This window comes from Ruminococcus sp. MCC718, from assembly GCF_018783905.1.
Classification (GTDB): domain Bacteria; phylum Bacillota; class Clostridia; order Lachnospirales; family Lachnospiraceae; genus Hominisplanchenecus; species Hominisplanchenecus faecis.
Genome location: NZ_WQNP01000023.1, coordinates 35,631 through 50,851, shown reverse-complemented (window position 1 = coordinate 50,851; position 15,221 = coordinate 35,631). Strand labels below are relative to the sequence as shown.

At 45.4% G+C, this 15,221-nt stretch carries 14 protein-coding genes; 1 reads left to right on the top strand and 13 read right to left on the bottom strand.

Annotated elements, in window-relative coordinates; all coding sequences use genetic code 11:
- Nucleotides 1-137: 137 nt before the first annotated feature.
- The 6 genes from GPK60_RS03140 to GPK60_RS03115 form a co-directional block, all read right to left on the bottom strand.
- On the bottom strand, nt 138-1,274 hold the full coding sequence (locus GPK60_RS03140; RefSeq protein ID WP_215658837.1) for a hypothetical protein: 1,137 nt from the start codon (nt 1,272-1,274) through the stop codon (nt 138-140).
- Between the two features lie 27 nt (nt 1,275-1,301).
- The gene (locus GPK60_RS03135; protein WP_215658836.1) at nt 1,302-1,793 is read right to left on the bottom strand and encodes a sigma-70 family RNA polymerase sigma factor; all 492 of its coding nucleotides are present in this window, start codon (nt 1,791-1,793) and stop codon (nt 1,302-1,304) included.
- Nucleotides 1,794-1,873: 80 nt separating this feature from the next.
- Nucleotides 1,874-3,910 (bottom strand): ABC transporter permease, encoded by a 2,037-nt coding sequence (locus GPK60_RS03130; protein WP_215658835.1) that lies wholly within the window; start codon nt 3,908-3,910, stop codon nt 1,874-1,876.
- The gene (locus GPK60_RS03125) at nt 3,907-4,671 is read right to left on the bottom strand and encodes an ABC transporter ATP-binding protein (RefSeq protein ID WP_215658834.1); all 765 of its coding nucleotides are present in this window, start codon (nt 4,669-4,671) and stop codon (nt 3,907-3,909) included. Before GPK60_RS03125 ends, GPK60_RS03130 begins: the two co-directional genes overlap by 4 nt.
- A gap of 190 nt (nt 4,672-4,861) precedes the next feature.
- Nucleotides 4,862-5,827 carry a sensor histidine kinase gene (locus GPK60_RS03120; RefSeq protein WP_215658833.1) on the bottom strand — a complete coding sequence of 322 codons (966 nt, stop codon included), beginning with the start codon at nt 5,825-5,827 and terminating at the stop codon, nt 4,862-4,864.
- Entirely contained in the window at nt 5,824-6,543 is a 720-nt protein-coding gene (locus GPK60_RS03115; RefSeq protein WP_147630959.1) for a response regulator transcription factor, read from the bottom strand. The genes GPK60_RS03120 and GPK60_RS03115 overlap by 4 nt, the downstream gene beginning before the upstream one ends.
- A 231-nt stretch (nt 6,544-6,774) precedes the next feature.
- On the opposite strand from GPK60_RS03115, the gene trxA reads away from it, so the two are divergent.
- Nucleotides 6,775-7,077, top strand: a complete 303-nt coding sequence (gene trxA / locus GPK60_RS03110; RefSeq protein ID WP_022119129.1) for a thioredoxin — start codon at nt 6,775-6,777, stop codon at nt 7,075-7,077.
- 50 nt (nt 7,078-7,127) lie between these two features.
- Here trxA and spoIIR read toward each other — a convergent pair whose 3' ends face one another.
- The 7 genes from spoIIR to GPK60_RS03075 form a co-directional block, all read right to left on the bottom strand.
- Nucleotides 7,128-8,336, bottom strand: coding sequence for a stage II sporulation protein R (spoIIR, locus tag GPK60_RS03105; RefSeq protein ID WP_215658832.1), 1,209 nt, complete (start codon nt 8,334-8,336; stop codon nt 7,128-7,130).
- 77 nt (nt 8,337-8,413) lie between these two features.
- The gene (locus GPK60_RS03100) at nt 8,414-9,559 is read right to left on the bottom strand and encodes a GerAB/ArcD/ProY family transporter (RefSeq protein WP_215658831.1); all 1,146 of its coding nucleotides are present in this window, start codon (nt 9,557-9,559) and stop codon (nt 8,414-8,416) included.
- A gap of 66 nt (nt 9,560-9,625) precedes the next feature.
- Complete coding sequence (locus GPK60_RS03095; RefSeq protein ID WP_252191275.1) at nt 9,626-11,104, bottom strand: spore germination protein; 1,479 nt, start codon at nt 11,102-11,104, stop codon at nt 9,626-9,628.
- Between the two features lie 231 nt (nt 11,105-11,335).
- The gene (locus tag GPK60_RS03090) at nt 11,336-12,028 is read right to left on the bottom strand and encodes a GntR family transcriptional regulator (RefSeq protein ID WP_022118101.1); all 693 of its coding nucleotides are present in this window, start codon (nt 12,026-12,028) and stop codon (nt 11,336-11,338) included.
- A gap of 88 nt (nt 12,029-12,116) precedes the next feature.
- Nucleotides 12,117-13,016, bottom strand: coding sequence for a 4-(cytidine 5'-diphospho)-2-C-methyl-D-erythritol kinase (gene ispE, locus GPK60_RS03085; RefSeq protein WP_346727704.1), 900 nt, complete (start codon nt 13,014-13,016; stop codon nt 12,117-12,119).
- Between the two features lie 152 nt (nt 13,017-13,168).
- Entirely contained in the window at nt 13,169-14,737 is a 1,569-nt protein-coding gene (locus GPK60_RS03080) for an SPOCS domain-containing protein (RefSeq protein WP_022118099.1), read from the bottom strand.
- Between the two features lie 62 nt (nt 14,738-14,799).
- Nucleotides 14,800-15,216, bottom strand: a complete 417-nt coding sequence (locus tag GPK60_RS03075; RefSeq protein ID WP_215658829.1) for a protease complex subunit PrcB family protein — start codon at nt 15,214-15,216, stop codon at nt 14,800-14,802.
- Between the last annotated feature and the right edge of the window lie 5 nt (nt 15,217-15,221).

The following is a 15,221-nucleotide window of genomic DNA, read 5'->3' as shown; positions in this document are numbered from 1 at the left end:
GCGTGTCAGGAGATTGTTTTCGAATCATCATGGCGTTATATATTTTATAAAATCATTTCTATGGCGTTCATTTGCACATTTACACAAACCTCCGCCACAACTTTTTATTGTTCTTTCTTTGGCATCTCTTTTTTATACTACTGAACCGAAATTTCCACATCATTTACAACAAGCGTCTCCACCTGGCTCCAGTCCACCATGCGGTTAAACACGATCTTGATGGTATCTCCGTTTTCCATTTCGCCGCAGACATAGTTTGTGTTGTCCACATTTTCATCCAGAACGGTGTATTCGCTTCCGTCTTTGTATTTCAGCACCAGTTTTTTCAGATAATATGGATCTACAAAGGTCTGTCCATCTTCTTTCTGGATCTCATCGTCCAGTCCAAATCCATTTGCCAGATTTAGGGAAAGTGAGATTGCTGAATAAGCAAACTGTTCTTTGTTGTTTTCTGGATTCACTGCACTGGTCAGCGGCATTTTTCCGATACCAAGTGCAATGTCTTCTTTCTGCGTAGCCATATCATTATCTTTCAGTTCTGAAACTGGTTTTCCATACTGCTCCAGATGAAATTTAAGATCGGTATTCTTAGCAGAGCAGACATAGCTGGAATAAAGATAATAACAGGTGTCGCTGCTCTTTTTGCTGTCGATCGTCATTTTGTCTGCTACAAGGCTCTCATCTGCACCTTCCAGATAGAAATAGAAGTCACGATCCTGTGTAAAATAAGCACCTTTTGCCTCATTTGTTCCTTCATCTGCATGAATGGCTTTGATTCCGTTTGGATTTTCCAGTTTCAGAGACAGAACACCTGCATTTCCATCCGAAATATTATTGATGATCGTCAGTGTGTAATCTCCGATTTTTCTTGTGATATTTAAATCTTCTACGTAAGGCTCCACCATTTTTTCTGCCTGTGCCTCATCGACTGCCACATATTCTCTTGATGGCATCGTTACGGTCGTGCCGCCTTTTCCATTATCTACGACCGTATCATAAGCTTCTTTTGTCGTACGGCTCTGCTGTCCGAACACATTGCCAAGCAGATCGGTATGTGCACTGATATACGCAGCTCCTGCGGTTGTGCCAGAGATCAGAATCACGGCAAGTGCCACAGCGGCTGCCATACTGGTATGCTTTCTGCCCCGCTTTTTTGATGTTTTTGTATCTCTTCTGATCTGTGCATAAGTTTCCTGCATCCGCTTTTCTGTTTCTTTTGATATCGTAACGTCTTTTTTTAATGTATCCTGTAATTCTTTTTCTGTATATAACATATACTCCCGGCCTCCTTATAAGTATTTTCAAAGTATTAACTGACTTTTCAGACTTTCCCTGCCCCTTCTAAGTCTGCTCTTCACCGTGTTCTCACTGAGATCCAGAATCTCTGCGATCTCCCTTGTTCGAAATCCCTGTCCATAATACAGAAGAAATATATGTTTATATTTCTCCGGCAGACAGGAAAGCATCTCATAAAATTCTGCATCGGTCTTTGCCTGCGGCTCTTCGCCCTGCATGGAAAAATCTTCCGTGGCAATGCAGCGTTTCCGTTCTCTTAACACGTTGTTGCAGTTGTTGATCAGGATTCTGGTCAGCCACGTCTTAAAATAAGCTGCCTTTTTCAGCTCGCCTATGTGTTCCCACGCCGAAAGTGTCGTCTCCTGCATCACATCTGCCACATCTTCTTCATTTTTCAGACAGGCTTTTGCGACTTTGTAGAGATCCATTTTATATTTTTCGATCAGAGCGACAAAGGCATCGGCATCTCCCCTCTGTGCCTGCTTTACCAGAAACATTTCTGTTCCCCCTTTCATTTGCGTCTTTCACTTATTAGACGAGGCTGTATATCATTTGGGTGCATATACAGAAAAGTTTTTTACTCACTTACAATTTTATAGTATTCTCTGGCAGTGAGCAGATACACGATCACATAAAATACGGCAAATGCCAGGAACGTAAGGACTGCACTGAGAACCAGAAGTTTCATATCCCAAAGCCCAAAACCACCCATCAGGATTTCTTTGACCAGATGGAAAGCAAAACAACTGTGGATTCCGGCTAAAACAAGCGGCAGGAAGAACACCATCAGAACCTGGCTGTGGATAGAGGCGTTGATCTCACCCCGTTCCATACCGATCTTTTTAAGGATTGCAAAGCGTTCTTTGTCTTCATAACCTTCGGATATCTGTTTGTAATAGATGATCAGGACGGTTGCCATGACAAAGAGAAGCCCCAGAAAAATTCCAAGGAAAAACAATCCGCCGTACAGGCTGTAAAATTCTGCTCTGCCTTCTGTCCTGTTCTCGATTCCATACACAAAAGCGTGTGGTGCATCTTTTTGTTCTCCAAGATAAGCATGCAGACTGCTTGTCAGTTTCTGTATTTTTTCTTCCGGAAAATCCACATCAAAGCTGTATTCATATTTTACTTTCGATGCGTTTTCTCTGTATACTTCTTTGTTTATTTTCCAGAGTTCCTGCAGCTGTGCAAAATCTTTTACCACGATACGGTATACCGGATTTGCATAAAATTCCAGTCCGGTATCTCCCATCCTGGTATCCTCCGGCAGGTGTTTCACTTTCCACTTCATATTGTTGACAGAGAAAGTGTCCTGCTGCAGTGGGACATCTTCCAGAAATACCAGTGCTTCTCCATCCTTTAATGTCTCGTTCTTTTTTGTTTCCCGGTTATAATCTTCCAGCGTGACTGCCTGCAGCATGCACAGATTTTCAAAATCTTCAGAGCCGTAGATTCTGCTCGATGTAATCTGCACGTTTCCATCCTTCTGCAATGCAGCCACATCGATCACGGTCTGACTTTCTTCGTTTTTTACGTCAATTTTGTTATCTTTCAGGTAATTTTCTGCATAAGTACCGATTTCTTTTAATTCTTTTTCAAACTGTGCACTGTCATCCGGTTCCGTTCCAAGACTGAGTGAAATTCTGAATTCCTTCGGATAATGCATATACAGCGAATGCTCCTGTCCGACATAAAGACTTGTTGTAGAAGAGATCAGGAGCAGGACTCCGGTTGACATGATGCAGATCAGAGAAAGACTGGCCGCATTCTGCTTCATGCGATAAATCATTCCGGAAACCGAAATAAAATGATTTGTTTTATAATAGTAGCGTTTGTTTTTCTGCAGCAGTTTCAGAAAAGCAATGCTCCCTGCCGTAAACAGGGAAAACGTTCCGACGATAACGAGAAGTACTGCCACAAAAAAAGTATTCAGCCCGGTCATAACATTATCTGCCTTCAGTGCAAGGATATAGCCGCCTGCAAGTGTCACGATACCAAGCACTGCCAATGGCCATTTTGTTTTCGGCATTTTTTCACCGATCTGACCTCCTTTTAGCAGTTCAGCCGGCCGTACCATATAGATCAGGCGGACGCTGTTAAAGAAGATCAAAAGAAAGATCACTGTAAAAAGTCCGATGGTTTCTGCCAGCGTAAAAGCACTGACTTCCACACCGATCACAACCTCCATCTTCAGGATTTTCAGAAGTCCCAGAAAAACCAGCTTGGAAAACAGGATTCCGCATGCGATTCCAAACAGGAGCGAGAGTATTGCCGTATAGATTGTTTCCCACAGCATCACACGGCTGATGTGGCGTTTTTCCATACCTAAAATGTAATAAAGACCAAACTCTTTTTTTCTGCGTTTCACAAGAAAACTGTTTGTATAAAATAAAAACAAAACTGCAAAAATCCCAACTATAACGCTTCCAAATATCAGCACAATTTTCATCGTTTCCCCGCCCCGCATTTTATTCAGTGCAGAATTCGTGGAAAGGCTGGACATGATATAAAACATCATGATCGTTGCAATGCAGGTCAGAAGATACGGAAAACAGGTCTGTCTGTTTTTTTTCAGATTTGTCAGTGCTATTTTCACATAAAAGAATCGTTTCATGCCTCTTCCCTCCCTGCTGTGATCAGGGTCAGTGTATCTGAAATCTTCTGCAGCATTTCCCTCTGTCCGGACATTCCGCGGTAGATCTGATGATATACCTCGCCATCTTTGATAAACAAAACCCTGGATGCATGGCTTGCCGCCTGAATGCTGTGCGTTACCAGCAAGATGGTCTGTCCTTCCCGGTTGATGGACTCAAACAGATCCATCACACCTGCCGCCGCTCTGGAATCCAGTGCCCCGGTCGGTTCGTCCGCCAGGATGATCTTCGGTTCTGTGATCAGTGCTCTTGCGATCGCTGCACGCTGTTTCTGACCGCCGGACACTTCATATGGATATTTCTCCAGAAGCTCTTCAATGGACAGTCTGCGTGAAAGTTCCATCATTTTCGGTGCCATTTCACTGTAAGTTTTTCCGGATAAGACCAGCGGAAGCATGATGTTGTCTTTCAGCGAAAACGTATCCAGCAAGTTGAAATCCTGAAAAACAAATCCAAGATTGTTTCTGCGGTACATGGCAAGCTGCTTCTCCGGAATACTGCCCATATCCACTCCAGAAAGCAGAACTTCTCCGGCTGTCGGTTTGTCGAGTGTTGCCAGAATGTTCAGAAGCGTCGTTTTTCCTGAGCCGCTCTCCCCCATGATCGCCACAAATTCTCCTTCTTCGACGGAAAAATTCACATCCGAAAGTGCCTGCACCTGCGTGCCGCCGAATCTTGTGGTATATATTTTTTTCAAGTGTGAAACATTTAGTAATTCCATTTCCAGTCCTCCTGCCATTTTTTACTGTGTCTTATAATACCCTGCGGATCGCTTTGTATTTGATACTCCACCATCCACATGATCGTTTCAGGTTTTCATTCCTGACATCCGTTATTGTATAAAAACAGGAACTGCAAATCCATCGAAATGGCTTACAATTCCTTTTTTAACCTTACATCTGTGTAAGTTTTCAGTAATCCCGGACTGGATCGACTGCAAGATCCAGATAAATACATGTCCCTTTTCCCGGCTCGGATTTTGCCGAAATACGATGTCCCAGCATTTCCATGGTCTGTCTGCACAGGGCCAGTCCGATGCCGGTGGCACGGTTCTTGATCCTTCCGTTGTACCCGGTATATCCCCATTCAAAGATACGCGGCAGATCTTCCGGACGGATTCCCATGCCGGTATCTTCCACGACCAGCGTTTTTTCTTTTTCCGGATCCAGATAAATGGAAATTTTTCCTTTCCTGGTATATTTCACAGCATTGGTAAGTACCTGCTCCAGCACAAAGACCAGCCATTTTTCATCGGTCAGCACATCTGTCTGCAGATTGCCCAGCTCCAGGGCAAGCTTTGTCCGGCTAAAGAGAACGCCTGTTTTTTTCAGGGCTTTTTTGACAATACTTTCCAGGCTGTAATGGGCAAATACCAGATCTTTGTGCCCGCCTTCCAAACGTTGATACTGGAGTGCAAATTCCACATACTGTTCGATCCGGTAGATTTCTCCTTCCATGGCAGCACGATCCGGCTCCTCTTCCTCCAGAAGCAGGCGGAGGGCAGCGATCGGCGTCTTGATCTGATGTGACCACCTTATGTAATAACGATTTGCTTCACTGATCTGACATCTTGCTTCCTGCCTGGCATTTTCCCACTGTCTTCCCAGCATCTCTGCAAGATTCTGATATTCTTTTTCAACAGCGTTTTCCGGCTTTCCAAAATGTTCCGTTTCCAGATAAACTTCTGCTTCTTTTTGGATATTTTTCAGTTGTTTATATTTTTTTCTTTGCTGCACTTCATCCAGAATGATCCATCCGCCAAAAATCAAAAGAATAAACACACTGCTGTAAGCCCATGCCTCCAGCGGCATTTCATAGAGATAAAACAAGAGCGTCTCTATCAGAAACAATATCAGGGCAGCCATAGCCTTTTTCATCTAACCTGCTCCTCCCTGATCTGATAGCCAATCCCTTTTCGCGTCTTAATAAATTCGCAAAGTCCGATTTCTTCCAGTTTTTTTCGAAGTCTTGTCACATTGACCGTCAGCGTATTGTCATCAATAAAATGTTCTGATTCCCACAGCGAACGCATCAGTTCTTCCCTGGAGACGGGTCTTTTTGGATTTTTCATCAATATTTTTAAAATTCCAAATTCATTTCCGGACAGCTTCAGCTCTTTCTCCTTGTAATGCAGAACGGCTTCTGTCAGATCCAATGTCACGTTTCCGACACAGCAGAGTGCTTTTTCCGATACAAATGCATAAGAACGACGAAGCACTGCCTGTATTTTGGCTACAACCACTTCCATGCCGAACGGCTTTGCCAGAAAATCATCTGCTCCCATGTTGATCGCCATGACAAGATTCATGTCATCCCCTGCAGATGAGATCACAATGATCGGTACATCGCTTACTTTTCGTATCTCGCTGCACCAGTAATAGCCATTGAAAAACGGAAGCGTCAGATCCATCAGCACCAGATCCGGTTTCCACCCGGCAAATGCTTCCATCACATGTTCAAAATCCACCGTGTCAAATACTTCATATCCCCATCGCTCCAGCTGCCGTTTCAGAACATGTGTGATCGTCGTATCATCCTCCACCAGCATGATCCGATCATGATTCTTTTTCTCATCTTCTTGAAAATCCTGCATATGCTTTCTTTCCTCTCTTCGAAAAATGCCCATATATTGCTTTATTGCAGCACAATCCCCGCAATTTTCTCTCTGTTTGGTATTTGCATTTTTGTTGCAAAAGTCACTATTATTTTTTACCGATTGTGGTATACTAACCATGAAGATATCGAATTCTTCTTCGCATCTTCCGGCATTTCAAAGCCAGTATAACATGAATTACAGATCTGCAAAAGAAAGGAATGATTTTTTATGTTGATTTTTACAAGCGAAAACTTTGAAAAAGAAGTACTTCAATCAGATAAACCTGTTCTTGTTGATTTTTTTGCCACCTGGTGCGGCCCGTGTAAGGCTATGCATCCGGTTCTGGAAGAGCTTGACCTGGAAGAAGATTTTAAGGTCGGACAGGTCGATATTGATGAGTACCCGGAACTGGTAAGCAAATATCGTATCATGTCCGTCCCGTTTTTTATTGTATTTAAAAATGGAGAAGTTGCCGGAAAAACGATCGGAGTTCAGTCAAAAGAAGAGCTTCTGGCACTGATCCGCGGCTGATAAATATTACCTTGATTTTGAAAAAGAGGATACTTTTCCGGTATCCTCTTTTATGCAAAAAGTTTTCTCCACAATCTCAAAAATCCGGATCGGATCTGATAATCATCTTCCCGCCAGTCAAACAGACTTTCGTATTCTTCTTCGGTGAGGATGTTTTTCAGTTCCTGTTTTTTCTCATCCGGCACGATGACATTTACGCTGTCAGCAAAGCAGAGACCGGGGTAGAGTACACACCACCAGTTTCTGCCTTTTGCTTTCCCGATGCAGACTCGCAGTGCCTCATAAGTTCCTGCCGGAAAGGTGCAGTCCCCATAGGTTTTCATTGGAAAATAGCACTTTTCCAGATTTACACTCACTGGATAAGTATAGCCTCGTTTCTGGATCTCCTGTTCTGCCACAAGACAGATCGTTTCCTGATTTTCTGTGATACGTTTTTTTGTTTCCTTAACATCTTCTGCTCCGTCCAGAAGGTCTTTCATATAATCTACCAGCCGGTCTTTGACTTCCAGTTTCAGTTTCTGGTCTTCTTCGCTGTCGCTGTTTGCCAGCACATGAAAACGCAGGATTTCCTTTGCGATCCCCTGTTGGATCTGATCTGCTGTCTCTTTTGTTGTCTGTTTCTCTATTCCATGGATTGTTTTTGTTGTTTTTGTTTTCTTTGCCGTACTTTCGTTTTCTGTTTTCTTTAAAACATTGAGATAGTTTTGCGGCACAAGTTTGCCATCCTCTTCTTTGAGCTTTAAAATTTTATGTTCCCCGCTTCCGTTGTGCAGACGGTACAAAAGGCTTCCCAGTGTGGCAGCTTCTCTTTTATGGTCTGTGCTTTTCTGATAAAATCCGGTTAAATCCTGCGATTCTTCTTTCTGTTTCTCCTGCTGTTCCAGTGCTTTGCCATCTGCTGTGAAAAAATAGATATTTCTCGAAAAAGCCGGCCGTTTTTCCAGTGCCAGCAATACTTCTCCCAGTTTTTCATCATCCTCTGCCAGATCATCTTCCAGCAGGACACAGCGTACCTGTCCATAATCCAGGTATTTGCTGCTTTTATCCTGCTCTGTCTGCAAAGATTTTTCAAACGGGACCGCACTGTCCCGGATCACTAGTGTATCCGGAAATTCCCGCTCCTCCAGCTCTCTTCCGCAGCTGTTAAGACAAAGGAGCACTAAAACACTCAGAATACCCAGGATTGCTTTCCGGGTTCTGTTTCCGTGCTTCCGGTCTGCTTTTTTGTCTTCTTTTTGTTTTATCCTCTTTTTCTTCATACTCTTTCCCTTCTTTCTTGCTCAAAACGCTATCTGCAACAAAGAGCAATGGTCCTAGATATTATTTTTTACTTTTTTTATTTGCAGTGTATTTTTCTTATAATTTTCAATAACGCCACCAGCATAGTGATCCCAAGAAATCCCAGGCTCACCAGCTCATACAGCTGTACACTTTTTTCATAAGACGGGCTTACGCACGCCGCAGCACTTGCTGCCGCTGCCATCAGCCACCACTTCCACTTCTTCTTTTTTCCGGGCAGAAGTCGTTCACTGCAAGTCCCAAGAACGGTGAATCCTGATACCAATGCCCCACAGACCATGCCAAGAAAGAACACTGCAAATAAAACATCCCACCGCTGCAAAAAAATCCCCTTAATTTTGGAATTGCTCATCGCAGTAATGACAGAAAATGGCAGGGCACGGATGCCGCCGGCTCCAAAAACAGCCTGTAAAAGAAACAAAAGCAACAGACTTCCGATCAGCATGCTACCTGTTGTTTTCTCGAAAACACTTCTGCTTTGCTGCTCTTTGGTTGCCCTTTGCAGAAATACATCAGACCCCAGACCTGCAAAAACAGACAGCATGGCGATACCTGCGATCCATATGCTACCCGGAGCAGATGGCCGCATCATTTCTCCAAGTGTCCCAAACTGTCCGCCTCGGATCGTAAGCACCGCCAGAACCAGAAGAAGCAGCATTACCGGAAAGGTCAGGATCGGACAGAGCACTTCCAGAAATTTTGCCCGGACTTCCAGTCTGTGATCTGCCGCAAAACTGCAGACGGCTGCCGCCGGCAAAATCAGCATCCATATTTTCTGTTCCGGCAGAAGGAAACACTGTGCCACTTCAGCAAACAGACAAAGTAAAAAAAATACATCTGCCAAACCGTAGATCCCATATACAACGGTCAGGATTGCGATTTCCGCCTGGCCTGTGCCATCCTTTCTGTTTTCTGCTGCTTTATTCTCCATTCCTTTTTTTCTGTCTGTGGCAGGATACTCCGGCAGTTTTTTACTAAAATCCAGCATGATTTTCAGATAGAGAAAGGTCAGAGCCGCCGTCAGAATCCATGGCCAGATGGAAAATCCGCCCTCCGGGATCTGTGCCGGCAAAGGCAGCAGTAAACCAATCTTTGCAGCCTGCTCCAGGATCAGGATTCTTCTGATCTGTCTTTTTGAAATTTTTCCATTTCTGCCAAACATAATCCCTTCCCCTTCTGACATTTTCTATATTTTGCATCTGGATATTTTACATCCAAAATGCCAGTGACATTCTTGAATTTCTGTATTTCAGGATTTTCTGCGAAACCGGATGCGATTTCCCCATTTTGCAAAGATCGGTCTGCGTTTCCGTTTCCTCGCTGCTGCCAGAAACATGGAATCTTTTTCATCTGCCCTTTCATTGAGATTGCCGCCCACATAAGGATAAAGCCAGGGAATTCCGTAACTTTCCTGCTCTGCCATCAGCATCAGCAGAAGAAAACAGCCAAGCATCACGCCCAGAATCCCAAAGCAGCTGCCCAAAAGCAGGATTCCATATTTCCAGAGCCGGAATACTTCGGAGAGTTCTTCGTTTGGTATGGAAAAGGAGCCAAGTGCCGTCAGAGCCGCCACCGTCACCGTGATCGGACTGACCAGATTGGCACTGACCGCCGCCTGTCCGACGATCAGGCCGCCTACGATGCCGATCGTATTGCCCGCCGGTCCCGGCATGCGAAGCCCGGCTTCCCGCAGAAGTTCAAAGGACAGTTCCATCAGAAGGACTTCCGCTGCCGTCGGAAACGGCACGCCGCTTCTTGCCTCCGCCATGGAGCGGATCAAATTGCCCGGCAGAAGCTGCGGATGAAACGTTGCCGCCGCCACATAAAGCCCCGGAAGAGCAAGTGCCAGAAAAGCCGCCACGTAACGGATCAGCCGCAGAAAAGTGACGATCCGTTCATTACGGTAGTAATCGTCCGCCGTCTGAAACAGGCTGTTTAACGTTGCCGGAAAGATCAGGGCTTCCGGCGAATTGTCCGTCAGCAGTACCACGCGTCCTTCCAGAATTGCCTGAGCTGCCCTGTCCGGGCGTTCCGTTGTCTGATAAACCGGAAATCGCCCTTCTTTCTTTTTCCTTGTCAGATATTCGATCATTCCGCCATCCTCGATGCCATCCACCTCAAATGCATTCAGCCGCTTTCTCATCTCTTCACAGATCGGCAGATAAACGACACCGTCCAGATACAAAAGTGCCGTTGTAGTGGCAGAGTAACGCCCCACCTGTTTTTCTTCCGCTTTCATTTTTGCATTGCGTATTCGTTTTCTTATCAGTGCCGTATTCATCTTTACAGACTCAGAAAATGCTTCTTTGGAGCCTCGCAGACCTTTTTCTGAATCCGTTTTCTGGACACCGCTTCCCGGATAGCCTTTGCTTCCGATCTTGATCGCCCGGTCGTAACCATCCACAAACAGTACTGCATTCCCGGCAAACATGGCCGCCATCGCTTCTTCCAGCGTAAAAAGCTCTTTTGTATCAGAAATCCCGAGGCTGTTGTTTTCCAGCGTGCCGTAGATTTCTTTTGTATCCATCGAAAGCAGTCGGTTTAAAAGTTTTCCGATGACCGAATCCTCCAGCATCAGATTGCTGACCGCCACCTCGATGTAAATCAGAAAGGCTTCTGTTTTCTCCTTTTCTCCAATCAGCAAAGGGCGAAAAAGGATGTCGGCACAGTTTTCGATCTGCTTTTGCACCTCATTTTGATTTTCCGAAAGATGTAGTGAAATTCGCATCCGCCTATCCTCCTGGCTCATGTTTGACTTCTCTTTTTTCACACAAATTGATGCATATACTATTTTGATGTCCTACAGCAGGCAAGAATGACATTCTGACCTTTCAACCCTGGACATCATATTTGATACCTACGGATTGTTTCGTACTCCGTACTCTCACAATCCTTCCAAAAAAATAGGAAAGAGTGTTTTCCTGTTCACTCTTTCCTATTATTTACCAGTTTTCTTTTTTTATACCTGTTCTGTGATTCTTCCCGCATCTCGAAGGCTGCTGATGATCGAACGTCTCTGGTTTTCGATATGAATACGGATCGCACTGCCCGCCTCTGCCTTGTCGTGCTTTTTAAGTGCACTGTAAATCGCCTCGTGCTCTTTTAAAAGCAATTTATGTGTGCCTGGCTCTTTGAGATATTCCATGCGGTAACGATACATCTGCTCCCTTAAATTATTCAGGATCTGCAAAAGACGTTTGTTGTTGGTCGCACTGTAAATGATCTCATGGAATGCCATATCGGTTTCCGCACATTTTACCAGGTCATCGGATTCCAGAGCTGCCTGAAAGTTATCTGCTGCTTCTTTTAATGCCAGTATCTGCTCTTCTGTGATATTCTCACAGGCATCGCAGACTGCCAGTTCTTCCAGTGCGGCACGCACTTCCAGTACATCTTCCAGATCTTTGATCGTGATCTCTGCAACTTCCGCACCTTTTCGCGGAATCATCAGCACCAGACCTTCCAGCTCCAGCTTGCGGATTGCCTCTCGCACCGGAGTGCGGCTCACGCCCAGTTTCTGTGCCAGCTGGATCTCCATCAGTCGCTCGCCCGGTTTTAGTTCTCCTTTTAAAATCGCCTGCCGCAAAGTCTGGAACACAACATCCCGAAGTGGAAGGTATTCATTCATCTCCAGTTGAAAATCACCTGTCATTTATTTTCCTCCGTATCTTTCTGATTTTTCCATATCTTTTATCTGGATACCCTGCGAATGGTTTCCTGTGCCCACAATCCAGCCATCTTTACATAGCTGTGGTTACGAACATCTGTCGGATCTTGTCTTCTTCACGCAGAAGTTCGGCCGCCTTTTCTGCCTGCTCACGCTCGTTAAAAATGCCGAATACTGTCGGACCGCTGCCGCTCATCATGGCGTTTACCGCACCGCACTGCATCATTTTATCTTTGATTGTCTGGATGATCGGATAAGCCGGTATGGTAACCGTTTCCAGCACATTTCCCATTTTTTTACAGACTGCTTCCAGGTCTCCATCCTGCAAAGCCCGGATCTGTCCGTCGATATCCGGATGACAGGTAAGCTCGTTGGCTCTCAGGTTGGTGTAAACAAACTTCGTGGACACGTTGATCGGCGGTTTTGCGATCAGAACAAAACATTTCGGCAGAGACGGAAGCGGGGTTAAAATCTCACCGATTCCTTCCGCAAGTGCCGTTCCACGCAGCACACAGAACGGTACATCCGCACCGATCGCCACAGAACGCTCCATCAGCTCCCGTTTGGTCAGCCCAAGCTGAAACATACGGTTCACACCGACCAGAACCGCTGCCGCATCCGAACTTCCGCCACCCATTCCGGCTGCAGTCGGAATGAATTTTCGAAGGTCGATCTCCACACCGGAAGTGACCTGAAATTCATCCATCAGAAGCTTCGCTGCTTTGTAAACCAGATTGTCTTCATTGACCGGCAAAAAACTGACATTGGTCTTCACACGAATCTGCGGTTCTTCCAAAGGACTGAGCCTGATCTGGTCATACATGTTAATGCTCTGCATGATCATGCGGACTTCATGGTAGCCATCTTCCCTTTTTCTTGTGACATCCAGTCCAAGATTGATTTTTGCCATTGCTTTCAGTTTGATTTCTTTCATTTGCACCTCTGTATCTCTCTGAATTACTTTTATTTTCATGATGCCAGATTCAAAGGAATGTTCTGTTTTTCCATAAAATGCATATCTGAATTTGATTCTTAGCATCATTTTTTGCATTTTGTATACAATTTCCTCTATATTGTATCACTAAAAATACAAAATCGTCAATAGGATGTTTTGCTGTTCTTTTCTCAGGAGGCCGTATGAAGGACCGCTGATTTCACGATCAGCAGTTTCTGTCCTGCCCGGATTTCTTCTGTCAGATGGTTCATGTTTCTGATATGTTCGGATGTGGTGTAATACTTTTTCGCAATGTCCCACAAGGTATCCTCCGGCTGTACCACATAGCAGACGATCCCCGGGCGTTCCTGCAGTTTTTTCAGATCCAGCTCTTTCTCTTCGATATCCAGAATACAGTTCTGGTGCATGATCCGAACAGCAAACAGATTCAGGCTCAGGGTTCCTTTGATCTCCACTTCTTCCCCTGACATGGATGCGGAAAGCTGCTCGATCTGCGGATGCAGATGGAAACGGCATTCACTGGTGATGCCTTCTGCTTCCATCAGATGTGAAAACGGGATCATACCGGTCACGAGTGCAAAGGGATGCTCGTCGTCCGCTGTGATATACAGAACGGAAATCTCGATGGCTCCCTCCATTTTGATGCCCTGTTCAGTCTTTGCGATTTCATCCACTTTGACCTCTCCGCGGCAATGGCAGATCTGCAGCAGACGTGGACTGTTCTCTGAAATACGGATTCGATCTGAAATTCTGCTCTTTGCATAATTTCGGATCAGCAGGCTTTCATAAGATTCTTCCCCGAAGACCGGCGTCAGCTCTTTTGACGGTGCATAGACATCTTCTAAAATCTGCACGGTATCTTCTTCATAAATGCGGATGTCAAGCTCCAGAACGGCATCGAGCTGCAGGATTCTTTCCTCTCCATCGTAATCCGGCCGCACTTCCAGCGTCCGTTCTGCAAGCGTCACCTCGATATCCGGCACCATCTCCGGCCGACAGCCGGTACAATCAATCTGTCCCTGAAACGGAAGGGCGGATTCGATCCACTGTCTGCTTCCATTTTCATCATCCGCAGCATAAAGTACGAACACGAACAATTCTCCCCGGATATCCAGCACGCCGTCTCCCGGTCTTACATCCCACGATCGAAGCTGCACGCTGTCCCATAAAATCTCACCGATGTTCGGTTTGTTGGAAGATAAGCTGATCTCTTCTTTGATCCGGAAAATGTCTTTTTTCTGTACTGCCATGGAGAGCGGCTCAATCTTCTTTGTACGCACACTGACATCCGGCATCTCTTTCACTTCCACGGCCGCCTGCGTATCATAAAGCTCCTCAACGGATGCTTCAAACGTCACGAGTGCCTGGATACTGATCTTTCTGGAATTGATCAGACTGATCCGAATATCCTCGGTTTTCCATTTCAGACTGACATTATCTCCCGGCTTTGCCCCTTCCAGGTTCAGCTTTTCCGAAAACGGCAGTTTTGCCTGAAGACGGTAAACGGGATGCTGTTCTCCTTCTGCCAGGCAGAGCATCCACACTTCCAGATTTCCGCTTACCAGAATCTGATTTTCCATGATCTTGCTCTCTTCTACCCGGACTTTTGCACGGTGCTGGATGATTCCTGTGACATCTGCTTTACTGTCCGGGACATTCAGATCTTCTTCCAGCGTGATCTGATTCATTGCCTGACTTCTCTGACGGCTCATCCGAATTTTCTTTTTGACGATTTCCATAAAAAACTCCTCTCGCATCATCTCAAATCAATGTATGCGAAAGGAGTTCCCCTTATTACGCTTTATGGTTCAAACGTGACCTCCTGATCCATGTTCTCGATCAACAGGATGATGCATGGATACGATGCCTCCGCTGCCGCCTGCTCTTTCTGTGGCGGGATCAGTGTGGTCGTCACATGCAGCCCGTCGCCCATAAGCTCCACGGCATCGGCACGGATGCTGTATCCGCCGGTCGGCTGCTCGCCGTATCCCCGGATGATGTATCTGCCTTCATCGCCCTCCCAGGTCATTTTGATCTCTTCTTTTTTATGCTCTTCGATGATCTCCTGTAACTTCTGCGGTGCTTTGTCAAAAGCAACCACCTGAAATGCAACGGAAATCCGCTCTTCCTGTGCTCCACCCGAGAGACATCCGCTCATCCCGGCAAAAAGAAGTATCCAGCATAACAATACGATGACCTTTTTTACTGTTCTGATCATTTTTT